At 63.2% G+C, this 24,430-nt stretch carries 19 protein-coding genes and 1 tRNA gene; 12 read left to right on the top strand and 8 right to left on the bottom strand.

Going from position 1 to position 24,430, the window contains the following annotated elements; genetic code table 11:
- Window positions 1–69 precede the first annotated feature (69 nt).
- The 5 genes from ATN38_RS21535 (at window position 70) to ATN38_RS21555 (ending at window position 5,438) form a co-directional block, all read left to right on the top strand.
- The gene (locus tag ATN38_RS21535) at window positions 70–1,005 is read left to right on the top strand and encodes a helix-turn-helix domain-containing protein (RefSeq protein ID WP_047270168.1); all 936 of its coding nucleotides are present in this window, start codon (window positions 70–72) and stop codon (window positions 1,003–1,005) included.
- Window positions 1,006–1,148: 143 nt separating this feature from the next.
- A complete protein-coding gene (cysD, locus tag ATN38_RS21540) occupies window positions 1,149–2,075 on the top strand; it encodes a sulfate adenylyltransferase subunit CysD (RefSeq protein WP_003941285.1) in 927 nt (308 codons plus the stop codon).
- Window positions 2,075–3,919 carry an adenylyl-sulfate kinase gene (gene cysC, locus ATN38_RS21545; protein WP_083059471.1) on the top strand — a complete coding sequence of 615 codons (1,845 nt, stop codon included), beginning with the start codon at window positions 2,075–2,077 and terminating at the stop codon, window positions 3,917–3,919. Before cysD ends, cysC begins: the two co-directional genes overlap by 1 nt.
- Complete coding sequence (locus ATN38_RS21550) at window positions 3,916–5,070, top strand: 3'(2'),5'-bisphosphate nucleotidase CysQ (RefSeq protein WP_003941396.1); 1,155 nt, start codon at window positions 3,916–3,918, stop codon at window positions 5,068–5,070. The genes cysC and ATN38_RS21550 overlap by 4 nt, the downstream gene beginning before the upstream one ends.
- A complete protein-coding gene (locus tag ATN38_RS21555; protein WP_218748617.1) occupies window positions 5,067–5,438 on the top strand; it encodes a limonene-1,2-epoxide hydrolase family protein in 372 nt (123 codons plus the stop codon). The genes ATN38_RS21550 and ATN38_RS21555 overlap by 4 nt, the downstream gene beginning before the upstream one ends.
- Before the next feature lie 9 nt (window positions 5,439–5,447).
- On the opposite strand, the gene ATN38_RS21560 is transcribed toward ATN38_RS21555, so the two are convergent.
- Window positions 5,448–6,599 carry a N(5)-(carboxyethyl)ornithine synthase gene (locus ATN38_RS21560; RefSeq protein WP_003941354.1) on the bottom strand — a complete coding sequence of 384 codons (1,152 nt, stop codon included), beginning with the start codon at window positions 6,597–6,599 and terminating at the stop codon, window positions 5,448–5,450.
- A gap of 233 nt (window positions 6,600–6,832) precedes the next feature.
- Window positions 6,833–7,210: a MarR family winged helix-turn-helix transcriptional regulator gene (locus tag ATN38_RS21565; RefSeq protein WP_003941367.1), complete on the bottom strand. Its 378-nt coding sequence runs from the start codon at window positions 7,208–7,210 to the stop codon at window positions 6,833–6,835.
- An 85-nt stretch (window positions 7,211–7,295) separates the two neighbouring features.
- On the opposite strand from ATN38_RS21565, the gene ATN38_RS21570 reads away from it, so the two are divergent.
- Window positions 7,296–8,825, top strand: coding sequence for an MFS transporter (locus tag ATN38_RS21570; protein ID WP_165639707.1), 1,530 nt, complete (start codon window positions 7,296–7,298; stop codon window positions 8,823–8,825).
- 73 nt (window positions 8,826–8,898) lie between these two features.
- Here the strand turns inward: ATN38_RS21570 and ATN38_RS21575 are convergent, their stop codons facing one another.
- The 4 genes from ATN38_RS21575 to ATN38_RS21590 all read right to left on the bottom strand — a co-directional run bounded on the left by ATN38_RS21575 (window position 8,899) and on the right by ATN38_RS21590 (window position 13,342).
- A complete protein-coding gene (locus ATN38_RS21575) occupies window positions 8,899–10,791 on the bottom strand; it encodes an FAD-dependent monooxygenase (RefSeq protein ID WP_218748631.1) in 1,893 nt (630 codons plus the stop codon).
- 2 nt (window positions 10,792–10,793) lie between these two features.
- A complete protein-coding gene (locus tag ATN38_RS21580) occupies window positions 10,794–12,122 on the bottom strand; it encodes an MFS transporter (protein ID WP_218748619.1) in 1,329 nt (442 codons plus the stop codon).
- A gap of 128 nt (window positions 12,123–12,250) precedes the next feature.
- Entirely contained in the window at window positions 12,251–13,177 is a 927-nt protein-coding gene (locus tag ATN38_RS21585) for a LysR substrate-binding domain-containing protein (protein WP_042445544.1), read from the bottom strand.
- 89 nt (window positions 13,178–13,266) lie between these two features.
- A tRNA-Arg gene (locus tag ATN38_RS21590) sits at window positions 13,267–13,342 on the bottom strand.
- 242 nt (window positions 13,343–13,584) lie between these two features.
- On the opposite strand from ATN38_RS21590, the gene ATN38_RS21595 reads away from it, so the two are divergent.
- A complete protein-coding gene (locus tag ATN38_RS21595; protein ID WP_003941371.1) occupies window positions 13,585–15,954 on the top strand; it encodes a phosphoketolase in 2,370 nt (789 codons plus the stop codon).
- A 55-nt stretch (window positions 15,955–16,009) separates the two neighbouring features.
- On the opposite strand, the gene ATN38_RS21600 is transcribed toward ATN38_RS21595, so the two are convergent.
- Both ATN38_RS21600 and ATN38_RS21605 read right to left on the bottom strand, forming a co-directional pair.
- The gene (locus ATN38_RS21600) at window positions 16,010–16,729 is read right to left on the bottom strand and encodes a DUF305 domain-containing protein (protein ID WP_030537330.1); all 720 of its coding nucleotides are present in this window, start codon (window positions 16,727–16,729) and stop codon (window positions 16,010–16,012) included.
- A complete protein-coding gene (locus ATN38_RS21605; protein ID WP_003941378.1) occupies window positions 16,722–17,549 on the bottom strand; it encodes a DUF3105 domain-containing protein in 828 nt (275 codons plus the stop codon). Before ATN38_RS21605 ends, ATN38_RS21600 begins: the two co-directional genes overlap by 8 nt.
- Before the next feature lie 216 nt (window positions 17,550–17,765).
- Between ATN38_RS21605 and argS the strand changes: the two genes are divergently transcribed.
- The 5 genes from argS to thrB are packed head-to-tail and all read left to right on the top strand — an operon-like array spanning window position 17,766 to window position 24,214.
- Window positions 17,766–19,418, top strand: coding sequence for an arginine--tRNA ligase (argS, locus tag ATN38_RS21610; RefSeq protein ID WP_003941360.1), 1,653 nt, complete (start codon window positions 17,766–17,768; stop codon window positions 19,416–19,418).
- Window positions 19,415–20,836, top strand: a complete 1,422-nt coding sequence (gene lysA / locus ATN38_RS21615; RefSeq protein ID WP_218748623.1) for a diaminopimelate decarboxylase — start codon at window positions 19,415–19,417, stop codon at window positions 20,834–20,836. The genes argS and lysA overlap by 4 nt, the downstream gene beginning before the upstream one ends.
- On the top strand, window positions 20,833–22,146 hold the full coding sequence (locus tag ATN38_RS21620; RefSeq protein ID WP_007726192.1) for a homoserine dehydrogenase: 1,314 nt from the start codon (window positions 20,833–20,835) through the stop codon (window positions 22,144–22,146). The genes lysA and ATN38_RS21620 overlap by 4 nt, the downstream gene beginning before the upstream one ends.
- On the top strand, window positions 22,143–23,225 hold the full coding sequence (thrC, locus tag ATN38_RS21625; RefSeq protein WP_003941280.1) for a threonine synthase: 1,083 nt from the start codon (window positions 22,143–22,145) through the stop codon (window positions 23,223–23,225). Before ATN38_RS21620 ends, thrC begins: the two co-directional genes overlap by 4 nt.
- A 44-nt stretch (window positions 23,226–23,269) precedes the next feature.
- Window positions 23,270–24,214 carry a homoserine kinase gene (gene thrB / locus ATN38_RS21630; RefSeq protein WP_007726194.1) on the top strand — a complete coding sequence of 315 codons (945 nt, stop codon included), beginning with the start codon at window positions 23,270–23,272 and terminating at the stop codon, window positions 24,212–24,214.
- Window positions 24,215–24,430: the final 216 nt, after the last annotated feature.

Consider the following 24,430-nt stretch of genomic DNA (forward strand, 5'->3'; position numbering starts at 1 on the left):
GTACAAATATGTACCTATTTGGTAGATGTTGGGTATTTCGACAATAGAACGCGTTCTAGGGAGTGGTCAATGGGTGGACCGGAGAAGACGCCTGAAGAGGGACGCCCGAGGGGGAGACAATCGCCTCCCACCGAACGGGTGGTTCAGGTGCTCGACTACCTCGTCGGCCGCCCTGATCAGCGGTTCGGGCTGTCGGAACTGGCCCGCGCGCTCGAGATCAGCAAGCCCACCTGCTTGGGAATCCTCACGGCGCTGGCTGATCGTGGATACCTGACTCGGGACGAGGTGTCGAAGACCTATGGGCTCGGTCCGGCCTTGATCGCAGCCGGACGTGCAGCTCAGCGAGGATTTGCCGTCGGACCCATTGCCCGCACCCATCTGGAGAAAGTGAGCACGGAGTTCGGGACGACGTGCACGGCGTCCGGTGTGATCGGTGATCAGATCAGCGTTCTCGAAGTGACCGGACCGATCGGCGCGCGTCGCGCTGCCAAGGTCGGTCAGGTGTACCCGTTCGCTCCGCCGGTCGGGCTGATGTACGTCCTCTGGGGTTCGGATCACGACATGGACAGTTGGCTGAGCAAAGAGCCGAGCCTGCCGGTGCGCTTGGATCGCGAGCGTCTGTGGAACGTGGTCCGCGAGTGTCGGGCTGCGGGGTATCTGGTCGAGAGTCTGGATCCCGTCGGGCAGCGACTGCACACGCTGATGGCGGGCGTTGCGACGCACGATCTTCCGCCGGAGGTGCGTGAACTGCTCGGTGAGATGGTGTCGAGCCTGGGCGAGAGGGTGTATCTCGGACGCGACATCAGCTCTGACGACGAGCATCCCGTCAGTCTCATCGCGGCCCCGACCTACGACGCCGAGGGGCATCAGGCCCTTGTGCTGACACTTTATGTGGGTGGGGCGATCACGGGCGCCGAGATCGAGCGCCGCGCCGCGGTGCTGGTTGCGGCGGCGGATGCGGTGACGGCGGAAGTTGGTGGCAGGAGTCCGGTTCGCGGTCTGTGACGTCTTATTGCCGGTCATTGACCTTTGGGTAGAACGAGTTCTATTCTGTGATTGCGTTCAATTTAGAACCAGTCCGGTACATAAATGTACCGATGCGGAAATGGTGTTCCGCACGGAGTACGTGATGCTCAGGAGCGAAAGACATGGCAACACTCCAGACCCCGCCCGCCTACGAGTTGTCGCATCTGCGAGCACTCGAAGCGGAGGCGGTCCATATATTCCGCGAAGTCGCAGCGACTTTCGAAAAGCCGGTCCTCCTGTTCTCCGGAGGTAAGGATTCCGTCGTGATGCTGCACGTAGCGGCCAAGGCATTCTGGCCTGCCCCACTGCCGTTCGCTGTGATGCACGTCGACACCGGTCACAATTTCGACGAGGTGATCGAATTCCGCGACCAGACGGTCGATCGCTTCAACCTGCGTCTTGTCGTCTCCAGCGTGCAGGACGACATCGACGCCGGACGCGTCATCGAGGACACCGGAGTCGGTTCCAGTCGCAATCGCCTGCAGACGCACGCGTTGCTGCGCGGAATTCGCGACAACAAGTTCGACGCCGTGTTCGGTGGTGCTCGCCGAGACGAGGAGAAGGCGCGCGCCAAAGAGAGGGTGTTCAGCTTCCGGGACGAGTTCGGGCAATGGGATCCGAAGGTGCAGCGACCTGAACTGTGGAACCTGTACAACGGCAAACACCGTAAGGGCGAACATATTCGGATCTTCCCGCTCTCCAACTGGACAGAGCTCGACATCTGGCAGTACATCGAGAGCGAGCAGATCGACCTCCCCGGCATCTACTACGCCCATCGTCGCGAGGTGGTTCCACGCGACGGAATGTTGTTGGCACGCACCCGTTTCCTCGAGCTTCGCGCCGGCGAAGAGTCCTACGAGGCGTTGGTGCGCTTCCGTACGGTCGGCGACGCAACGTGTACCGGATGTGTCGAATCGTCGGCCGAAACACCGGGCGCTGTCGTGGAAGAAGTTGCGGCGAGCCGTATCACGGAGCGTGGCGCAACCAGAGCTGATGACCGGATTTCCGAAGCTGGCATGGAAGATCGTAAGAAAGAGGGGTACTTCTGATGCCGCAACTGCTGAGAGTCGCTACAGCGGGCAGTGTCGACGACGGAAAATCGACACTCATCGGCCGGTTGCTCTACGACTCCAAGTCGATCTTCGAGGACCAACTCGAGGCCGTGGAACGGAGCAGTCGAGAACGCGGCGACGAGTACGCCAACCTCGCGCTACTGACCGACGGATTGCGCGCCGAGCGTGAACAGGGCATCACGATCGACGTGGCCCACCGGTATTTCGCGACCCCTCATCGGAAGTTCATCATCGCGGACACTCCCGGGCACGAGCAGTACACCCGCAACATGGTGACCGGCGCGTCGACGGCCGATCTTGCCCTGATCCTGGTGGATGCTCGCAAAGGGGTGCTCGAACAGACGCGGCGGCACGCCTTCTTGTCCACTCTCCTGGGGATACCCCACCTCGTGCTGTGTGTGAACAAAATGGACCTCGTGGGCTGGTCTCAGGAACGGTTCGAGGAGATCAAGGAAGAATTCCGACAGTTCGCGATCAAACTGGACGTCCACGACCTGACGTTCATTCCGGTCTCGGCGCTGTTGGGGGACAACATCGTTGCCCGGACCGAGAACATGTCCTGGTACGACGGGCCTTCTCTGCTGCACCATCTCGAGCAGGTGCACATCGCGTCGGATCGCAATTTGATCGACGCGCGTTTCCCGGTGCAGTACGTGATCCGTCCGCAGAAGCAGACCGACGCCGACCTCCACGATTTCCGTGGATACGCCGGAACGGTGGCCAGTGGCGTCTTCAAGCCCGGCGACGAAATCGTGGCTTTGCCTTCAGGATTCACCTCGACGGTGAAGGCAGTCCACGGGCCGGGCGGTGACGTGATCGACGAAGCGTTTGCGCCCTCGGCCGTATGCATCGAGCTGACCGACGACCTCGACGTCAGCCGCGGGGACCAATTGTGTCGGCTCAACAACCGGCCGCAGGTCGGGCAGGAAATCGATGCGATGGTCTGTTGGTTGACCGAACAGACAACTCTGTCGGAGAACAATCGCTACTCGTTGCTGCACACCACGCGCTCCACGAAAGCGCAGATCGTCAAGCTCGACTACCGGCTGGACGTCAATTCTCTGCACCGCGACGAGAAGGCAGAATCTCTGTCCCTCAACGAGATCGGCCGCATCTCGATCAAGACGCAGCAGCCGTTGATGTTCGATCCCTACCGCCGCAACCGCGTGACGGGCAGCTTCATTCTCGTGGACGAGACCACGGGCAATACCGTCGCCGCCGGAATGATCAATGGTCCGACACTCAAGGAATCGCGCGTCGTCTGGCACAGTTCGGAGGTTTCTCGCGAGGAACGTGCGACTGCCGGCGCCACCGTCTGGCTCACCGGTCTCTCGGCCTCGGGTAAGTCGACGATCGCGGTGGAACTCGAGCGGCGGTTGGTGGCCGCGGGTATCCCGGCGTACCGCCTCGACGGCGACAACCTCCGGCACGGATTGAACGCGGATCTGGGATTCAGTGCCGATGACCGCGCCGAGAACGTCCGCCGAGTCGGCTCGGTGGCGCAGTTGTTCGCTGATTCAGGTGCAGTGGCAGTGGCCTGCCTGATCAGCCCGTACCGCGAAGATCGTGATCGAGTGCGGGCGGCGCACGAGGCCGCCGGGCTGAAGTTCGTCGAGGTCTACGTCGACACCCCGATCGAGCAATGTGAAGCCCGAGACCCCAAGGGCATGTACGCCAAGGCCAGGGCCGGGGAAATCACGGGATTCACCGGAGTCGACGATCCCTACGAAGCTCCGAAAAGTCCCGAGCTGGTGATCAGACCCGAAGACGGAACGCCTACCGAACTTGCGCTGCGAATTATGGAAGTGTTGGACCGGTGAGCGAATCCACACACAGCAGAATCGCCGACGAGGCACTCGCGGCGGAATTGGCGCAGGCCGCCGGTGCGATCCTCCTGGGGATCCGAGCCGAGGGTCTGGGTGTCGACGACGGTCGTGAACTGGGTCGCCGGGGCGACAAGGCCGCCGATTCCTACATCCTTGACCGGTTGGCTGCCGAGCGGCCGGGCGATGCCGTGCTCTCTGAGGAATCTGCCGACGATCGCAGTCGTCTGGATGCAGCTCGGGTCTGGATCATCGATCCGCTGGACGGCTCCAAGGAATACGGCTTGCCGAATCATGCGGATTGGGCAGTGCACGTGGCGCTTTGGGAGCGCGGCCGCGGAATTACCGCAGCCGCGGTTGCTCAGCCGGCGCTCGGAGCGGTGTACTCCAGTGGCGACGAGGCAGCTTCGGTTGCCGCCAACTCGCCGCTCCGCGTAGTAGTCAGCGGATCGCGACCACCCGCATTCACCGAAGCGGTGGCAGCCGAACTCGGCGCCGACGTGGTGCACATGGGATCGGCCGGCGCCAAGGCGATGGCGGTGGTGCGCGGCGAGGTCGACGCGTACCTGCACGCCGGTGGGCAGTGGGAATGGGATTCGGCTGCACCGGTAGGCGTCGCACAGGCGGCGGGACTGCATTGCAGCCGCATCGACGGTTCGCCGCTGCTCTACAACGAATCTCATCCGTACCTGCCGGATCTCGTGATCTGCCGACCGGAGTTGTCGGAGTCGATCCTGGGCGCAATTGCCAAGCACTCCACGGAGTCTGCGGTCAGCGGACGCGTCGCCATGGCGCGTGAATACGTGAACGCATTGCTCACTCATGACGCAACGAAGGTCCGCTTCGCCGCCGACGCCTGGCGGGTCGAGAACGGTCAGCGAACCGGTGACAGCGGCGCCTTCATCAGCAACGAGCTCGAACAAGGCCAGCAATATCGCGGAATCGTGGCGATACGTGAACTCGCGCTGCGTGAGTGGGGCGAGAGCGTCGTAGCCCGGTATCTGCTCGACCTCGGAACACCTGGCCAGGCACCGGCCGTCACGGTTTTCGTGACCGAGTACTTCGGGATACCGGCAGGCGAGATCGAAAGCATCCTGGCAATCATCGAACCCCACGAAGACGATTCGAAAGAGGCTGGCACACAATGACACCGGACAAGCTGGTCACCGAATTCTGCGCACTGTGGGCAAATGCCGATGTCGCGAAAATTGTCGACTACTTCACCGATGACGTCGTTTATCACAACATCCCGATGGAGCCCGTGGTCGGTCGCGAGGCCGTCCGGGCGTTCATCGAGCAGTTTGTCGGTGCCTTCGGCAACATCGACTTTCAGATCAAGCGTCAGGTCGCGGACGGCAACACCGTCATGAACGAGCGCGTCGACGTCTTCACCATCAACGGCGCCGAGGTAGCGCTCCCGGTCATGGGGGTGTTCGAAGTCGAGGACGGAGAGATCAAAGCCTGGCGCGACTATTTCGACATGGCACCGATCAACGCGGCAGCCGGCCAGGCCTGATCGGGGCGCCTACTCCGCGATGACAGCGTGCGGGTAGTCCGCCGAACGGTGCTGGAAACGCGTAATGGCGGGATTCACGATGACGCCGTCACGGATTTCGATGGCGCGGTCGACGGTCTCGTCTGCCTTCCAGGCCGTCTCTCCTGCCATCACAGTGGGCAGGTAGGGAAGAAGTGATTCGCTGATCTCCCACGACGCGGAGTTCCACAGGTATGACGGACTGTGGTCGACACCGTAGTAGGTGATGTTGTCACCGACGATGAAGGTCGGCTCGGCAAACGAGGTGGGGCGAGCCCAACTGAAGCCCATGCCTTCGTCGCACGATACGTCCACGATGAGGCTGCCGGGTTGGAAGTCCATGAGGTCTTCCTCGGTCAGGAACGTCAGCGGGGCGTCCGTGTTCTGCAGTACGCAGTTGACGACGATGTCGTGCTCGGCCAAGAAACCGGGCACCGGCACGCTGTGGTTGTCGAGCATGACGTGGCTGCCACGGACGTCACCGTTGTTGTTGTCGAACGAGACCATGCGCGCCGAGTGGATGGGGGAGCTGACGGCGGTGACTCCACGCTGGGTGAGGACGTCCACTTCGTGGATACCGTGCGCCTTGAGTGCTGTGACCGCGCCGCGTGCAGTGGCTCCGAAACCGATCACGGCAGCGGTGAGACGCCGGCCGTAGTCACCGGTGGAACCGATCAACTGCAGGGCGTGCAGTACCGAGCAATAACCGGCGAGCTCGTTGTTCTTGTGGAACACATGCAGATTGAACGATCCGTCGCTGTGCCAGAAGTTCATGGCCTCGAAGGCGATGAGAGTCAGTTTCTTGTCGATCGCGATCTGTGTCAGTTCGGTGTCCTGGACACAGTGCGGCCAGCCCCAGAGAACCTGACCTGATCGTAGCTCGGCGAGGTCACGCACCAACGGCTTCGGTAGCAGAACCACATCGGTTTCCGCCAAAATCTGCTTGCGCGTGCGGATTCCGGCAACGAGGCGCGAGAGGTAGTCGTCGGAGTAGCCGAAGGGGTGACCGTAGCCTTCTTCGAGGTAGATCCGAGAACGTAGTTCGGCATCGATGCGATCGAAATGCGCAGGATGGATCGGCAACCGGCGTTCTGCCGGTTTGCTCGACTGTCCGATGACTCCAAGGGTGCGTGCGTTGTTCAATTGTGTATCTCTCGATAGGAGCAGGTAGAGATGTCAGGCAGGAGCCTGAGGGACTAGCAGAAGCCGCAGGAACGCTGGCAGATTGCCTCGGCCAGGACCGCGTGAAAGCGTGCTGGCTGCGCTGCTGTCGATCGCCGACGGCAACAGAAAGGCGCGTCGGTATGTGCTCAGTCTAGTCCGGAACGGCCCTCACCCGGTGGCCGGGCGCTGTGTTGTGCTCCGCTGACGTGTGGCTACTGCTCGCGCAGGCGTGAATCCAGTACGGCCAGTTGAATTTTGCTGGCGTCCGCGTGTACCTGACGTCCTTTGTCGGTGACGTCGACGAAGACTCCGCGCCGGTCGGCCTCGCACAGTGCTCGCTGAACCAGTCCGGCCTTCTCGAGACGGGCCACGCTACGGGAGAGCGCGCTGGGACTCAGGTACATCTCCGAGGCAAGCTCCTGCATGCGTGGACGTTCGCACGTGGCGTCCATGAGTCGGTCGAGAGCCTCGAAGTCGCTCATGCTCAGCCCATGCGCCGACTGCATCTGGCGATCGAGTTCGCACGCGATGTCGTTGTAGCTGGTCGACAGCGAGCGCCAGGTATTGCGCAATTCGGATTCCGACGTCACGACCGCATTCTAGTTGAAAACTCGATTACGTGCAATTGCATTAAATGCTTGTGCATTATGTGCATGTGCATCTATTCTCGCTGACGTGACTTGCACAGACTCGACACTCAAACCATTCGATTCGCCGGAAGCCCCGGTTTCTACGGAATCCTCGGATCCGGCCACAGGGGAGGGCTGGTCCCTCAAGCTGTGGGGCATCCTCGCGGTGCTCTGCCTCGTGTTGTTCCTCGACGGTCTCGATGTATCGATGGTGGGCGTCGCTCTTCCGTCCATCGGCAATGAACTGGGCCTGTCCACTACCTCGCTGCAGTGGATCATCAACGGCTACGTCCTCGGATTCGGCGGCCTGTTGCTACTCGGTGGACGTACCGCCGATCTTCTCGGGCGCAGGAAGGTCTTCCTGATCGCGCTGACCGTCTTCGCAATCGCCTCGCTGGTCGGTGGCCTTGTCGACAACGGAACACTGCTGATCGCATCACGATTCGTGAAGGGATTGGCTGCGGCCTTCACCGCTCCGACCGCCATGTCCATTCTCACCACGACGTTCAAGGAAGGTCCGGCCCGTAACCGTGCGCTGTCGGTGTTCTCCGTGTTCGGCGCCAGTGGTTACTCGTCCGGTCTGATCCTCGGTGGGCTGCTGACCAGTGCCGGTTGGCGATTCACGTTCCTGATGCCGGTTCCGTTTGCCGTCATCGCGCTGATCGGTGGGTACTTCCTCATTCCGCGGGACCGTCCCGCAGATACCGGGGGACACGATCTCGTCGGCGCCGTCACCCTGGTGACGGGAATGCTTCTCACGGTGTACACGATGGTTTCGGCTCCGACCCGTGGATGGGCACACCCGATGACGCTGGGTTCGTTCGCCGTCGCAGCCGTGCTTCTGGCGACGTTCTTCTTCGTGGAGAAGAAGGTGGCGCATCCGCTTGTGCGACTTGGGCTTCTGCGCGTCGGCACCATCGTTCGTGCGAATCTGGCCATCATCGCGCTCTTCGGTTCCTACCTGAGCTTCCAGTTCATGATGACGATCTTCCTGCAGTCGGCCCTCGGCTGGTCGCCCCTGAAGATGGCGATGGCACTGCTGCCCGCGGGCATCATCGTCGCATTCGGATCGCCGTTCGTCGGACGGCTGGTCGACCTGTACGGCAGTGCCAAGCTCATCATCGCGGCACTGACGTCGCTCAGCGTCGGGTACCTCTGGTTCCTCTTCGCGGGCAGTGATTCACCGTCGTACGTCGTGGCGATTCTGCCGAGCGTCATCCTGCTCGGACTCGGATTCGCGCTGGGGTACACCTCGATCATGGCCCAGGCCACCTCGGGTGTCGACGACTCGGAGCAGGGTTTGGCGTCCGGGCTGGTGAACACCTCCGCTCAGGTCGGTGCGGCGCTCGTGCTCGCTCTGACCACTGCCCTCGTAACCGCTGGATCGCACACCGCGTCCGGCGCCGGTACCGCCGGATTCGAGCAGTTCCATCCCGGACTGATCCTGGTTACCGGAGTCGCGCTGGTGGGCTTGGCGATCACCGTCTCGCCGCTGGTACGTGGAAGGTCGCAGCGGGGAAGATCCGTGCGTGAAAGGCGCGCTGAGGAAGAAAAGGAATTGGCCGAGGTCAACTGAATACTTGCTTCATCCGCGAATGCGCTCGGCCGCGTAGGGGACAATCCTGCGCGGCCGAGTTGCTGTGTCTGAACTATCGGGTGGCAGATTTCAGGGCAGCGTCTTTCAGAGCAGCGTCTTTCAGTGCTACGTCGAAGCTCGTCGACGTAGCTTGCGAACCGAGAATCAAGGCAAGGCGCACCAACATGGCTTCGCGGTCGGACGGATCAGCCTGATCCAGTGCATTCGACAGTGCCAACCAGACGTGTTCGCGGCGGCCCTCGTCGTCGATCACAGTCGGCGTGACGGACTGTTGCGAGTCGAAGTGTATCGGGGCGGTGCCGGCGGTGAGGTGCTTGGCCACGTCGTTCAATTGTGTGGGATCGCTGATGCGGCACAGCACCAATCCGTCGGGCCGAATCACGAAGATCTCGCCGACACGTGCGCCGAGGGCAGATGCGAGATTGCCTTCGGCATCGGGAACCGTGGAGTCGGTAGTTCCCACGGTGATCACGCGTACGGTTTCCGGTGCAAGGGCCTGAGCAAGGATTTCGGCTTGCGTGTCGAGTTCGGATACCAGCTCAGCTGACAGTCCGAAAGCCAGCAGGCCGAATCCAGTACCGCGCAGACTGTTCAAGGAGGTAGATGAACCGTCCGCCGAGACCTGGACGACCCTGTCTTCCAACGGATCGCCGGGTAGTACGCCCTCGGCGCCCGCAGCTGTGGGCCACGTCAGCGGGGAGAGCCGGGCGTGCGTCGCACTCGACTGGCGCGGGTTGATGAGGTGCGCGAATTCGCTTCGCTTGGTGGCGATTTCGAGTACGGCATCGCGGGTGGTCCGGTAGCCGTGACTTCCCGGCGACATGATGAGCGTCGACTTGCCTGCGTTGTCGACGTTCTGCTGCCACGCGCTGCGACGTTCCTTCGAATACGCGTCGAGGATGGTGGAATCGGCAGCTCCGTTGATGACGGCGGCTAGTTGCCACACCAAGGTCTCGGCGTCTTCCATGCCCGAGTTCAGGCCGCGAACACCGAAGATCGGAACGAGATGCGCGGCGTCGCCGGCAAAAAGCACACGGCCGTGAGTGAAATCTTCCAGAGCGAGTGCGTGGGCGCGGTAGAAGCCGAACCATTCCAGGGTCCAGGGGATGTCGCTCTGGAGCCATTCGAGGTGACGCGTGATGCGGTCACGGATGCGATCTTCTTGCGTCTCCGCTTCCGGATCGTCCGAGGCGTCGAGCTGGTAGTCGATGCGCCAGATGTCCCGTGGTTGGCGATGCATGATGATCGTGGACCCCGGGTTGCTGGGTGCGTCGAACCACACCAGACGCTCGGCCGGGAGTTCCGATTCCCAATGAATGTCGGCAATGACATAGTTGCCCTCGTAGCTGTTGCCCTGCAAGCGGATTCCGCTGAGTTCGCGCATCTTGCTGCGTCCACCGTCGGCGGCAACGACCCACGCCGCGCGCAGTTCGCGGGTTCCGAACGCGGTGTCGACGGTCAGAGTCACCTCGTCGTCACTGACGGAGATGCCGGCGATCGACGACGACCAGTGGAAGTTCACCAGTGGGTGAGCGAGCAGCTTGTCGGTCATGATCTGCTCGAACTCGGATTGCGAGACGTTGACCATGGGTCCACGCGCGTCGTGCTCGGCGGATGCCATGCGGAACTGCAGTACTTCCTGATCGCGGTAGTAACTCCGACCACCCACCCACGGCAGAACGATGTCTTCGAGCTCGGCACCGAAGCCGAGGCGTTCGGCAACTTCGAGGCTGTGGCGTGACACGCAGATTGCGCGACTGCCGAACGAGACCTGATCGGCCGCTTCGAGAATCGTGACGGCAATGCCGCGCTGCGCCAAGCCCATGGCTACGCCCATGCCGACGGGGCCGGCTCCGACGATCACGACGGGAAGTGCGTCGGCCGAAGGCGCCAGGGAAGCGAAGTCCTCGGGTGCGTACTTCTTCGGATGAAAGTAGGTCGACATGGTCACGAGGCTTTCTGTGCGGCAGTGTTTTTCGGGATCAGTTGAGGTTCCGGGAGTAGCAGGATGGAAACCAGGCTGATCACGGCAATGATCACGAAGTAGACGGTGATGGCGAACGAGGTGTCGAAGGCGGCGTAGAGCGCGGTGGCGATCATCGGGGCCAGACCGCCGCCGAGGATTGCGCCGATCTGGTAGCCGAGTGACGCTCCGCTGTAGCGGATGTGTGCGGGGAACAATTCGGCGAACAGTGCCGCTTGTGGGCCGGCGCAGCAGCCGAGCGTGAAGCCGAGGGCGATCATCGATACGAGCATCACCGGAACGATCGCTGTGTCGATCAGCGGAAAGAACACCGCTGCCGCCACTACCAGGGTGATCGAACTGCGGATGTAGACGGTCCGGCGTCCGAGAGTGTCCGACTTGTGAGCGCTGAAAGCCATTCCCGCCATCCAGAACGGGCAGGATGCGATGAGAAGGAAGAGCATCGTGGTCTTGCTGAAGCCGAGTTCGGTCTCGCCGTACTTGAGGACGTAAACCATGTACGCGTACGCGATTCCGTTGGTGGCGATGAAGGTTCCACCGGCGAGGAGCACAGTCTTCCAGTGTCTGGTGAGAACCTCGAGAATCGGCATGGACTCCGCCGGTGCCTCGGACTTCGACGCGGTGAACTCGTCACTTTCCTCGAGGCCGAGACGGATCCACATCGCGACGCCCACCAGAACTGCGCTGAGCAGGAACGGGATTCGCCATCCCCAGGAGTTGAATGCATCGTCTTCCATGAAGGCGGCGAGGGGGAGATAGACGAGATTGGCCACCAGTACGCCTGCGGGAACACCGATTTGTGGTGCGCTGCCGTACAGCCCCTTCCTGCCCTCCGGTGCGTTTTCGGTGGCGACCAGAACTGCGCCGCCCCACTCGCCGCCGACACCGAGTCCCTGAACGAATCGCAAGGTCACCAGGAGTACGGGGGCAAAGACGCCGATAGCGGCGTAGTTGGGTAGCAGCCCAATGGCAACGGTGGCGCAGCCCATCAGCATCAACGAGGTGACCAACATGGATTTGCGTCCGATGCGGTCGCCGAAGTGGCCCATCACGATTCCACCGATGGGACGCGCGACGAATCCGACGGCGAGGGTGGCGAAGGCGGCGAGGGTGCCGGCCAGATCGGACGTGCCGGGGAAGAACTGCTTGCCGAGCACGAGTGCGGCGGCGGTGCCGTAGATGAAGAAGTCGTACCACTCGATGGCGGTGCCGACAAAGCTGCCGAGGGCGGCCTTACGCGCCTTGACCGTCGCGGCGGCGCGCGTTGCGGTCGGTGAGGCGATGGAGGTCATGAAGTGCCTTTCGAGATGAATGTGGCTTGAAGAAACAATGACGTGCGCCACAACAATTGAAAAGCGAAAGAATTGGAGGTTCTTGCACGGAAAATACGTGGAACCAGCTCCGCTGCCTGGTAGCGGGACTATTGGGCAGGTTCTGAGGGTGAAACGAATTCTATGAAAGCGCGTGCGACGCGGCTGAGGCGAGTGTTCTGGTGCCAAGCGAGAACCACGTGCACCGACGGCACGGCGGGGGAAGCGATGGTCTTGACGACCACCTCGAGCCCCTCGTACGTGACGTCGATCTTGGGCCGCTGGAGTAGCAGCGTCCAGCCGAGGCCACGGCCGACAAATGCCCTCGCCGTCTCGAAGTTCGCAGTTCTGTAGGCAACCTTCGGGGCGAATCCGCCTGCGCGACAGACGTCGAGCGCGTGTTTGGTGCTCGGCGGCGCGTCGAGGAGAACCATCGGGTGTTCCGCGAGGTCCGGAAGATGGATCGGTCGCTCGGACCGCGCGAGTGGGTGTTCTGCACCCAGGACGATCAAGGGTTCGCGGATGGCCAACGGAACTGTGCGCAATTGTGGAGACAGGTCCAGGTCGTAAGCGATCGCGAGGTCCAACTCGCCGTTCTCGAGATGTGTCTGGAGCCGATTCTGTGTGTCCTCGCGGAACTCCACCTGCGCGTCAGGATTCTCGCGGGTGAACCCGGCGATCATCGACGGCAATACCGTCGGCCCCAGAGCGGGATAACAGCCGATCGCGATGGGCCCCGACACGCTTCCGCCGGTTCCGAGCGCATCGGACTCGAGTTCCCCGGCTTGCTGAAGTAGCGCCCGGGCGCGCACCAGAACCGCTTCACCGGTGCGGGTGAGTTGAATGCCGAATGAGCGACGGCGAACGCACAGTTGAACTTTGAGCGCGCGTTCGAGTTCGGTGAGCGCCGCGGACAGGGCGGAGGGGGAGAGGTGCAGGCGCTCGGCCGCGGCACTGATCGTTCCGGTCTCGGCTACCGCGACAAACGCAGCCAGCTGACGCATCGTGTACGTGGGAGCAGGATCGATGCGAGGCATGAGATCGACAGTAGTCGGGTAGATTGCCCTGAATATTTTGGTGTGGCACCGTGAAGAGGCCGACGATCAATCGCTGACCTGCGTCTTCGTGGTGCCCCCGGCAGGATTCGAACCTGCGACCTTTCGCTCCGGAGGCGAACGCTCTATCCCCTGAGCTACGGGGGCGCACCGAATACTCGGTGTGCCGATTGGGCTGCGTTAGCGTAGCGCATCACGGGGGGACAAGACCAAACCGGCACCCGTCTCGGCATGGCGTCCTCGCGGGAGGTGTCGAGGATGCGGCCGGGGACCATGGTCGTCGAATCATCTGTACCGACTGACTCGGATGCTTTTTACGCCTAGGCTCGGCTCCGAGCACAGGCTCGGGCGGACTGCTCGGGCACCCTCGTGAGGTACGGGAGTCGTTGATGACCGATCACCACTATTCCGAAGACCAGCTCGCGCTCGACCTGAAGTGGTGGGCAGCGGCCAACTACCTGACCGTCGCGCAGATCTATCTGAAGGACAACACGCTTCTGCGGGAACCGTTGCGTGCCGAGCACATCAAGCCCCGACTGCTCGGGCACTGGGGGACCAGCCCCGGCTTGTCGATGATCTACACGCTCCTCAATCGGCACATCGTCGCCACCGGCGCAGACTGGCTTTACGTGACCGGTCCCGGGCACGGCGGTCCGGCGCTGGTCGCGTCGACGTATCTCGAGGGAACGTACTCGGAGATCTATCCGGAAGTCTCGGACGACGCCGAGGGCATCCACCGGATGTGTCGGCGATTCTCCGCTCCCGGCGGAGTGCCCAGCCATGTGAGTGTGCAGACACCCGGAAGCATCCACGAAGGCGGCGAGCTCGGCTACGCCCTTGCCCATGCGGCCGGCGCTGCCTTCGATCATCCGAACCTCGTGGTGGCCTGTGTGATCGGCGACGGCGAAGCGGAGACCGGGCCGTTGTCCGGTTCGTGGAAGCTCCCGGCGTTCTTGAATCCACGACGCGACGGCGCGGTGCTGCCGATCCTGCACGTGAACGGTGCCAAGATCGCCGGGCCGACGGTCTACGGACGCAGCAGCGACGAAGACATCCAGGCTTACCTCGGTGGACAGGGGTGGGCGCCGATCGTCGTCTCCGGTGACGACCCCGACGCGGTGTTTCCCCAGCTGTATCAAGCGATCTCGCAGGCGCACGAGAAGATTCGCGAGATGCAGGGTGCCGCACGCCGCGGAGAGGAGTGGACGGGTTCGTGGCCGGCAATCGTGTTGCGGACGCCGAAAGGATGGACCGGTCCACACACCGTCGACGGAATCTTGGTCGAGGGCACACATCGTGCGCACCAGGTGCCGTTGTCCGGCGTGCGAAGCAACGAATCACATCTGCGGCAACTCGAAGAGTGGATGCGGTCGTACCGTCCGGACGAGTTGTTCGACGCCAACGGATCACTCGTCGCGGAACTGGCGGCGCTGTCGCCGACGGGGGACAAGCGCATGGGGAGCACTCCCTACGCGAACGGTGGACGACTTCGCGTCGATCTCCCGATGCCGCCGCTCGAAAAGTATGCGCTTCCCATCCAATCCCCGGGTTCGACCTTCCACGAGACGACGCGAGTTCTCGGCGAGCTTCTGCGCGACATCTACGCCGCCACGGAAACCGAGGACAGCGGCGGGATCTTCCGACTCTTCTGTCCGGACGAGACGTCGAGCAATCGCCTCGGCGCCGTATTCGAGACAACCGATCGCTGCTGGCAACTGCCGATCACCGACTACGACGACGGGCTGTCCGCGGACGGTCGTGTCATGGAGGTCCTCAGCGAGCACCTCTGCGAGGGATGGCTCGAGGGCTATCTGCTGTCGGGCCGACACGGGATGTTCGCGAGCTACGAAGCATTTGCGATGGTGAGCGTGTCGATGCTCATCCAGCACGCCAAGTGGCTCCAACATGCCGTCGACCTGCCGTGGCGGGCGTCTGTTGCTTCGCTCAACGTGCTGCTGACCAGTACGTGCTGGCGCAACGATCACAACGGATTCAGTCATCAGGGCCCCGGCATGATCGACGCCGTTATTCCCTTGGCACCCAGTGTGATCCGCGTGTGGCTGCCGCCGGATTCCAACACCTTGCTCTCGATCTCGGACCACTGCCTGCGTAGTACCGACCACGTCAACCTGATAGTCGTGGACAAGCAACCGCACCTGCAGTACCTCACGCTCGAGCAAGCGCACGAGCACTGCGCGGCGGGCGCTTCGGTCTGGGAATGGGCCGGAACTGAGGCTCGCGGACAGGAACCGGACGTGGTCCTGGCCGCCGCGGGAGATGTGCCGACGCAGGAGATCCTGGCTGCTGCACAGTTGCTGCGCGATCACACACCCGAACTGATCACCCGCGTCGTCAACGTCGTCGATCTGATGGCCTTGCTGACGCCAACCGAGCATCCCCACGGATTCGGGGAGCGGGTCTTCCTCGATCTGTTCTCCGCGCAGACCGACGTCGTGTTCGCATTCCACGGATACTCGCGTGCCGTGCACGAACTGATTCACGGGCGTCCGAGTCCCGAGCGCTTCCACGTTCGCGGATTCAGTGAACAGGGAACAACCACAACACCGTTCGACATGGTTGTCCTCAACAAGATGAGCCGCTACCACCTGGTGATCGAGGCGCTACGACGCTCCAAGCGTCGGCCGGCCGGGGCGTCCGAGTTGGCGGAGTTCTGCCGCACACAGCTCGAAAAGCACTCGCGTTACATCGTCGAGCACCTCGAAGACATGCCGGAAGTAGAAAACTGGACCTGGTCCTGAAATTCAGGACCAGGCCCAGTTGGGTCTGAACAATTTCGGCTCAGTTCAGTTCTGCTCAGTTCATGGGCAGTGGCACTGCGCCGCGAGCTGCCAACATGTCGGTCATCAGCTTGGACTCGCTCTGCTGCGTGTTGACCATCGTCTGCGCCAGGCTGCGCACCGGCCCCTCGGTGGCGTCGGCTGCTGCGTACTCCATCATCGGAAGCCCACCTTCGTGGTGACGAAGCATCAGCTGCAGGAACAAGGTGTCGAGTTGCAGACCTTCCGCTGCGCGGAGAGCCGCAAGGTCCTCGGGGGACGCCATGCCGGGCATGGTGTCGACCGGCCCGGAATGACTCATGTCCATCGTGGCCGAAGTCCCGTGCGATCCATGGCCGGAGCCCGAATCCGACGACATCCACTCCATGTACGGGCCCACCTTGGACAGCGGCTGATCCCACATGGTCAGCCACGCCTGCATCTGACCGAGCTGGTTCTGCTGCGTGGTCAAGATGTCGAACGCCAGCGTGCGTACGTCGTTGTCCGTGGACTTCGTCAGGGCGATGGACGCCATGTCGACGGCCTGGCTGTGATGCACGCTCATGTCCTGCGCGAAGCCCACGTCCACCGAATCCGAAGCCGGAACGGTCAGTGACGACTTCGCATCGGGTCCGAGGAGGTTGGTCAGTGCGCCGAGCGCAAAACCGACGGCGATCGCGCCGATCAGACCGATGATCAGCAGTGCGGTGCGCTGACTCGGCTTCGAAGACTGATCGGTGTTCGTCGAACTATCCACCGGCGGGAATCTGTTCGTCGGTGGCCGGGGTAGCGCCCGTGCCGTCCATCTGGATGGCGTCGGCGCCCGGAGGTGTCGGATCGAACGGCGACGTCGACGGAGTGAACAGCGGGTTGGTGCAGCTCGCGCCGACCTCGGGGTAGACGTTCGGGTTCTGGTTCAGCGCAGTGATGAACTGATCGATGCGATCGTCGTCGGCCTTGTCGATCTCGAGGCGATGGCCCCACGACTGCAGAGAAATGGGGCTGCTCTGACCGGGGTACGGCGACATCAGCATGTAGGACTTGCCGTTCACGCGTCCGGCGAGACTGTCGATCTGGTCCTGGTCGACGAGATCGGGGTTGTACGTGATCCAGATGGCGCCGTGCTCGAGCGAGTGGACGGCGTTCTCGGTGCGAATCGGGTCGGCGTACACGGTTCCGGTGCAGTTAGCCCAGGTGGCGTCGTGCGGGCCGCCGAACGGCGGGGTCTGGTCGTACGCCACGCGCTGAGTGGAATCGACGTGCTGGCCGGCCGGGTACTCGATCTTGAGGACGCCGTCGATCTTGTCGGACGGATCCTTGTTCTCGGAGCTGTACTTGTACGGCTCGAGGGCCTGCCGCTCCTCGACCTTGGGCCACAGATTGATACCGAGCACGGCGATGAGTGCGAGCACAGCCACACCGGCGCCGATCGACAGCCAGGGGATCTGGCGGGGAGCGGGGACGCCGCCCTTGCCCTTCTTGGCCGGCCGACTGTTCTTGTTGGCGGCCTTGATGGCCTTGGCTGATTTGGCCCCGGAGTTCTTGTTGGGACCGCGACTATCGGAACCGCTTGGCATCGATTGGGCTCTTTCGGTGTGTGGGCTTGAGGTGTGGCGCGCCCGCGCATGAAGGTACGCGGTGGTAGCTCGGGCATTACCACTGTACTTTCCGAGTCTGAGGGCAAACTTTGAGAGTGGCGTGCGACACGCCACAGCGGCCCCGCGCACGTTCACGGAGAGCGAGGCGTGAGGCGAGTCTCCACTTCCGGTGTGCAGGCAATAGGATGAATACCTGTGACTCCAGCTGACCTTGCCGAACTGCTCCGCGGAACCGCAGCGAGCGTCCTTGCCGATCGTGGCCTCGACGTATCCGTGCTACCCGAAACCCTCACCGTCGAGCGACCACGCAACCCCGAGCACGGCGATTACGCCACCAACATTGCCATGCAGGTAGCCAAGAAGGTCGGCACGAATCCCCGCGAGCTGGCGGGCTGGATCGCCGAAGCCCTCACCGCTGCCGACGGAATCGAATCCGCCGAGATCGCCGGGCCCGGCTTCCTCAACATTCGGTTGGACAAGGACGCCCAGGGCGCGATCGTCGTGTCGGTTCTCGAAGCCGGTGCGTCGTACGGCTCGGGTGACTCCCTCGCCGGCAAGAAGATCAACCTCGAATTCGTCTCCGCCAACCCCACCGGACCGATTCACCTCGGTGGAACCCGTTGGGCCGCAGTCGGAGACGCGCTCGGACGCATTCTGTCCGCGCAGGGTGGTTTGGTAACACGTGAGTACTACTTCAACGATCACGGTGCCCAGATCGACCGCTTCTCGCGTTCGCTGATCGCTGCAGCGAAGGGTGAACCTGCTCCCGAAGACGGTTACGCCGGCGCGTACATCGCCGACATCGCCGCCTCGGTTCTGAAGCAGCGTCCCGACGTCATGGATCTGCCTGCCGACGAGCAGCAGGAAACCTTCCGCGCCATCGGCGTCGAATTGATGTTCACGCACATCAAGCAGACCCTGCACGACTTCGGCGTCGACTTCGACGTCTACTTCCACGAGAACTCGCTCTTCGAATCCGGTGCGGTCGAGAAGGCCGTCGAATCCCTCAAGGGTTCGGGCAACCTCTTCCACGAAGACGGTGCGTGGTGGCTCAAGAGCACCGACTACGGCGACGACAAGGACCGCGTCGTCATCAAGAGCGATGGCAACGCCGCCTACATCGCCGGTGACATCGCCTACTTCCAGAACAAGCGCGCCCGTGGGTTCGACCTCTGTATCTACATGCTCGGCGCCGACCATCACGGTTACATCGGCCGTCTCAAGGCTGCCGCTGCCGCATTCGGCGACGATCCGGACACCGTCGAGGTGCTGATCGGCCAGATGGTCAACCTCGTCAAGGACGGCACTGCCGTCAAGATGAGCAAGCGTGCAGGCACCGTCATCACCCTCGACGACCTGGTCGAGGCAATCGGCGTCGACGCCTCGCGTTACGTCATGATCCGCTCGTCGGTCGACTCGAGCATCGACATCGACCTCGACCTGTGGACCAAGACCAGCAGCGAGAACCCCGTCTACTACGTGCAGTACGCGCACGCACGCCTCTCGGCGATCGCTCGCAACGCCGCAGACCTCGGTCTGTCCGCCGACGCGAGCAACCTCGCCCTGCTCACCGTCGAGCAGGAGGGTGACCTCATCCGCACGATCGGCGAGTACCCACGCGTCGTGTCGAGCGCTGCGAATCTGCGTGAGCCGCACCGTATTGCCCGCTACCTCGAAGAACTCGCGGGTGCGTACCACCGCTTCTACGGCGCGTGCCGCATCCTTCCGCAAGGCGACGAAGACGCCACCGACGTGCACCGCGCGCGTCTGGCTCTCTGCGCCGCCACCCGACAGGTCCTGGCCAACGGTCTCGAACTGCTCGGCGTCACCGCACCGGAGCAAATGTGAACGCGCACCCCGCCGGCCCCAAGCACGCCGAGCAGTTGCAGGCCCCCGGCTTGCCCGACCGTCCGACCAGCCCCGAAGCCTTCGGCGAACTCTCACCGCAGGTGTGGCCGCGCAACGCTTCTCGTGGCGACGACGGTGAAGTGACCCTCGCGGGTGTCAAGGTCGGTGAACTTGCCGAGAAGTACGGCACTCCGTTGTTCGTCATCGACGAGGACGACTTCCGCTCGCGCTGCCGTGACATGGCCCGCGCCTTCGGCCCGGATGCCAAGGTGCACTACGCATCCAAGGCATTCCTCTGTGGCGAGATCGCACGCTGGGTCGCCGACGAAGGCCTCTCGCTCGACGTCTGCTCCGGCGGCGAACTGGCGATCGCGTTGCACGCGGACTTCCCGACCGAGCGAATTGCCATGCACGGCAACAACAAGTCAGTCGCCGAACTGGCCGCTGGTGTCGCCGCGGGCGTCGGACACGTCGTGCTCGACTCGTCGATCGAGATCGACCGACTCGATCGTGTCGCCGGTGAGGCCGGTGTCGTTCAGGACGTGTTGATCCGACTGACCGTCGGCGTCGAAGCGCATACCCATGAATTCATCTCCACCGCACACGAGGACCAGAAGTTCGGTTTCTCGCTGGCCGGGGGAGCGGCGATCGACGCGGTCCGTCGCGTCTTCGCCGCCGAAAACCTGCGACTGGTCGGCCTGCACAGCCACATCGGTTCGCAGATCTTCGACGTCGACGGTTTCGAGGTGGCAGCGCACCGCGTGATCGGTTTGCTCCGCGACGTCGTCACCGAGTTCGGAGTCGAGAAGACCAAGCAGATTTCGATCATCGACCTCGGCGGCGGCATGGGGATCTCGTATATCCCCTCCGACGACCCGCCGCCCGTCGACGAACTGGCAGCAAAGCTCGGCCACATCGTGCGCAACGAGTCCGCACTGGCCGGATTGCCGGAGCCGACGCTTGCCGTCGAACCCGGCCGCGCCATCGCCGGACCTGGCACGGTGACGCTCTACGAGGTCGGCACCATCAAGGACGTCACGGTGGGTAGCTCGCTGACACGCCGCTACATCAGCGTCGACGGCGGGATGAGCGACAACATCCGCACGTCCCTCTACGGTGCGGAGTACGAAGCCAAGTTGGTTTCGCGAACTTCCGAGGCTGATCCCGTCGTTGCACGTATCGTCGGTAAGCACTGCGAGTCCGGTGACGTGGTCATTCGGGACACCTGGATGCCCGAGGACGTCGGGCCCGGTGATTTACTAGCGGTAGCAGCGACCGGTGCATACTGCTATTCGATGTCGAGCAGGTACAACCTGCTCACCCGCCCAGCCGTGGTGGCGGTGCGTGACGGAGTCTCACGCGTGATTCTGCGGAGGGAAACAGTGGAAGATCTGCTCAGCTTGGAGGTATCGCAGTGACGAGCGAATCGGCGCATCGCGCTATCGGTGTGGCCGTTCTCGGCCTCGGCAACGTCGGGAGCGAGGTCGTCCGGATCATTCGTGAGCAGGCCGAGGAACTCGAAGCTCGCGTCGGCGCCCCGTTGGAACTGCGGGGGGTTGCCGTCCGCCGTATCGGCTCGGACCGCGGAATTCCCGAGGAACTGCAGACGACGGACGCCGAGTCCCTGGTCGGTCGTGACGACGTCGACATCGTGGTCGAGGTGATCGGCGGAATCGAGCTCCCTCGCAAGCTGATTCTCTCTTCCCTCAACTCCGGTAAGTCGGTCGTAACCGCCAACAAGGCGCTGCTCGCGGACCACACCGGTGAATTGGCGGAGGCTGCAGAGGCCAACTCTGTCGACCTGTACTTCGAGGCCGCTGTTGCCGGCGCGATCCCCGTGATCCGCCCGCTCACACAGTCGTTGGCCGGAGACCGTGTCAACAAGGTCGCCGGAATCGTGAACGGCACCACCAATTTCATCCTTTCGGCGATGGACGAGACCGGCGCCGACTACGAAGAGACCTTGGCCGAAGCCGGACGCCTCGGATACGCGGAAGCCGACCCGACCGCGGACGTCGAAGGCTACGACGCCGCGGCGAAGGCAGCGATCCTCGCGTCGATCGCGTTCCACACCCGCGTCACTGCCGCGGACGTGTACCGCGAAGGAATCTCCACGATCACCTCCGCCGACCTGGCTTCGGCGAAGGCACTCGACTGCACGATCAAGTTGCTCTCGATCTGCGAGCGCATCGTCACGCCCAAGGGCAAGGAGCGGATTTCCGCTCGCGTGTACCCGGCGCTGGTTCCGCTCAGCCATCCGCTGGCCTCGGTCAACGGCGCGTTCAACGCCGTTGTCGTGGAAGCAGAGAACGCCGGCCGGCTCATGTTCTACGGCCAGGGCGCAGGCGGCGCCCCCACCGCTTCCGCGGTGATGGGTGACCTGGTGATGGCTGCGCGCAACAAGGTTCACGGCGGCCGTGGCCCCCGCGAGTCCAAGTACGCCAAGCTCAAGGTCGCCCCGATGGGCGACATCCTCACGCGCTACTACGTGAACATGGAGGTCGCGGACAAGGAAGGTGTGCTTTCCGCAGTCGCCGCCGAGTTCGCCAAGCACGGCGTGAGCATCTCCGTCGTCCGCCAGGAGGGCGCCGGCGCCGGCGCGCGTCTGGTGGTCGTCACTCATGTAGCAACCGACGCGGCTCTCTCCGAGACCGTGGCGGCCCTCAACGAACTCGAATTCGTCACCGCTGTGACCAGCGTGCTGCGACTGGAAGGCACTGAACAATGACCGGCATCGTCAACCCCGTCCACAAGGCATGGCCGGGTCTCATCGAGGCATACCGGGACCGTCTCGCGATCGGTGACAACTGGAAGACCGTCACCCTGCGCGAAGGCGGCACCCCGCTCCTGCCGGCCGGCCACCTCTCCGAGATCACCGGCTGCGACGTCTACCTCAAGGTCGAGGGCCTCAACCCCACCGGTTCCTTCAAGGACCGCGGCATGACGATGGCCGTCACCGACGCCTTGGCCCGTGGCCAGCGCGCAGTTCTGTGCGCGTCCACCGGCAACACCTCCGCCTCGGCCGCTGCGTATGCAGCCAAGGCCGGCATGACCTGCGCCGTGCTCATCCCGCAGGGCAAGATCGCCATGGGCAAGCTTGCGCAGGCAGTCATGCACGGCGCCAAGATCATTCAGGTCCAGGGCAACTTCGACGACTGCCTCGAGCTGGCACGCAAGACCACGGCCGAATTCCCCACCATCGGTCTCGTCAACTCGGTCAACCCGGTGCGCATCGAAGGCCAGAAGACCGCGGCATTCGAGATCATGGACGTCCTCGGCAAGGCTCCCGACGTGCACGCACTCCCGGTCGGAAACGCCGGTAACATCACCGCGTACTGGCGCGGATACTCCGAGTACTACGCGGACGGTCTGACCACGGTCAAGCCCCGTATGCTCGGCGTCCAGGCAGCCGGTGCGGCTCCGCTGGTCAACGGTGCTCCCGTCAAGGATCCCGAAACCATCGCCACCGCAATCCGAATCGGTTCTCCCGCTTCCTGGAACGGCGCTGTCGCCGCGAAGGAAGAGTCGAACGGTGCATTCCGTGCCGCCACCGACGAGAAGATCCTCGAGGCTTACCGTCTGATCGCCGCCACCGAGGGCGTCTTCGTCGAACCGGCGTCGGCAGCCAGTGTCGCCGGCCTGCTCGCCGCACGTGCAGAGGGCTGGCTCGAGCCGGGCCTGACCGTCGTGTGCACGGTGACCGGTAACGGTCTCAAGGATCCTGACACGGCTTTGAAGGGTATGCCGAACGTCGAGCCGATCGGTGTCGATCCCGTTGCCGTCGCGGCTGCCCTCGAGCTTGCATAGTGTCCGTGGATTCATCGACCACTCCGCGGAATCCGGTGTCTGACATGACTATAACCCTGCCTATCGGCCTTTCGGTGACTGCTCGCGTCCCGGCCTCGAGTGCGAACTTGGGGCCGGGGTTCGACACCCTCGGTCTGGCGTTGGGGTTGTACGACGAAATCGTAGTCACCACAACGGATTCAGGCCTTCAGATCCGCGTCGAAGGTGAAGGCGCTGCCGACGTGCCCTGGGGTCCTTCGCATCTCGTGGTCCGCGCCATCGAGCGTGGTCTCGAAGCGGCCGGAGTGTGGGCCAGTGGCCTGGACGTGTTGTGCCGCAACGCGATTCCACATTCGCGCGGGTTGGGATCCTCGGCTTCCGCGGCTGTCGGTGGATTGGCAGCAGCCAACGGTCTGGCGCGCGCTCTCGATGCCGAGATCGGCTTGACGGAAGAGCAGTTGGTTCAACTCTCGTCCGAGTTCGAAGGTCACCCGGACAACGCGTCTGCCAGTGTTCTCGGTGGCGCAGTCGTCTCGTGGAGTTGCCCACCGGCCGTCGAAGGCGACGAGCCGATCTACTCCGCGGCCAAACTCGACGTCCATCCCGACATCCGTGCTGTGGCACTGGTTCCCGAGGAGCGGTCGTCCACCGCACACACTCGCGGGCTCCTGCCCGAATTGGTTCCGCACCAGGATGCCTCGTTCAACGCGAGCCGCAGCGCGCTCGCCGTCGTTGCGCTCACTGCTCGGCCCGATCTGTTGATGGCGGCCACCGAGGATCGCCTGCATCAGGCACAGCGCGCACCCGCGCTTCCGCTCACGACGCGATGGATCGGGATCCTGCGCGAGGCGGGTATTGCTGCGACCGTTTCCGGAGCCGGCCCCACCGTGTTGGCGCTCAGCACAGAACCTTTCCCCGTCGAACTCGCGGAAGCGGCGCGGGCAGACGGACTACGTGTCCTCGAATTGGACATCGCCGACGGCGTCGAAGTATCCACGACGACGGTCTGATCCCTGCCTTGGTCCTGGTGATCGCCCACTACCGATCGGTAGTGAACTGACACACCCAGTCGTCCAAATTCTTGCCGGACTCAGGTTTGGGCGCTATCCTGGGCTATGTCCGTACATCGTGCGCGTCAGTCGCCGGTGCATCACCAGGGGGCAAAACTCCTTCCCAATCGGGGTCCACAGTCCTTGGCATGATTCTCGCAGGCATGATCCTCACGC

Source organism: Rhodococcus sp. FH8 (assembly GCF_019266085.1).
In the GTDB taxonomy this organism is placed as follows: Bacteria; Actinomycetota; Actinomycetes; order Mycobacteriales; family Mycobacteriaceae; genus Rhodococcus_F; species Rhodococcus_F qingshengii.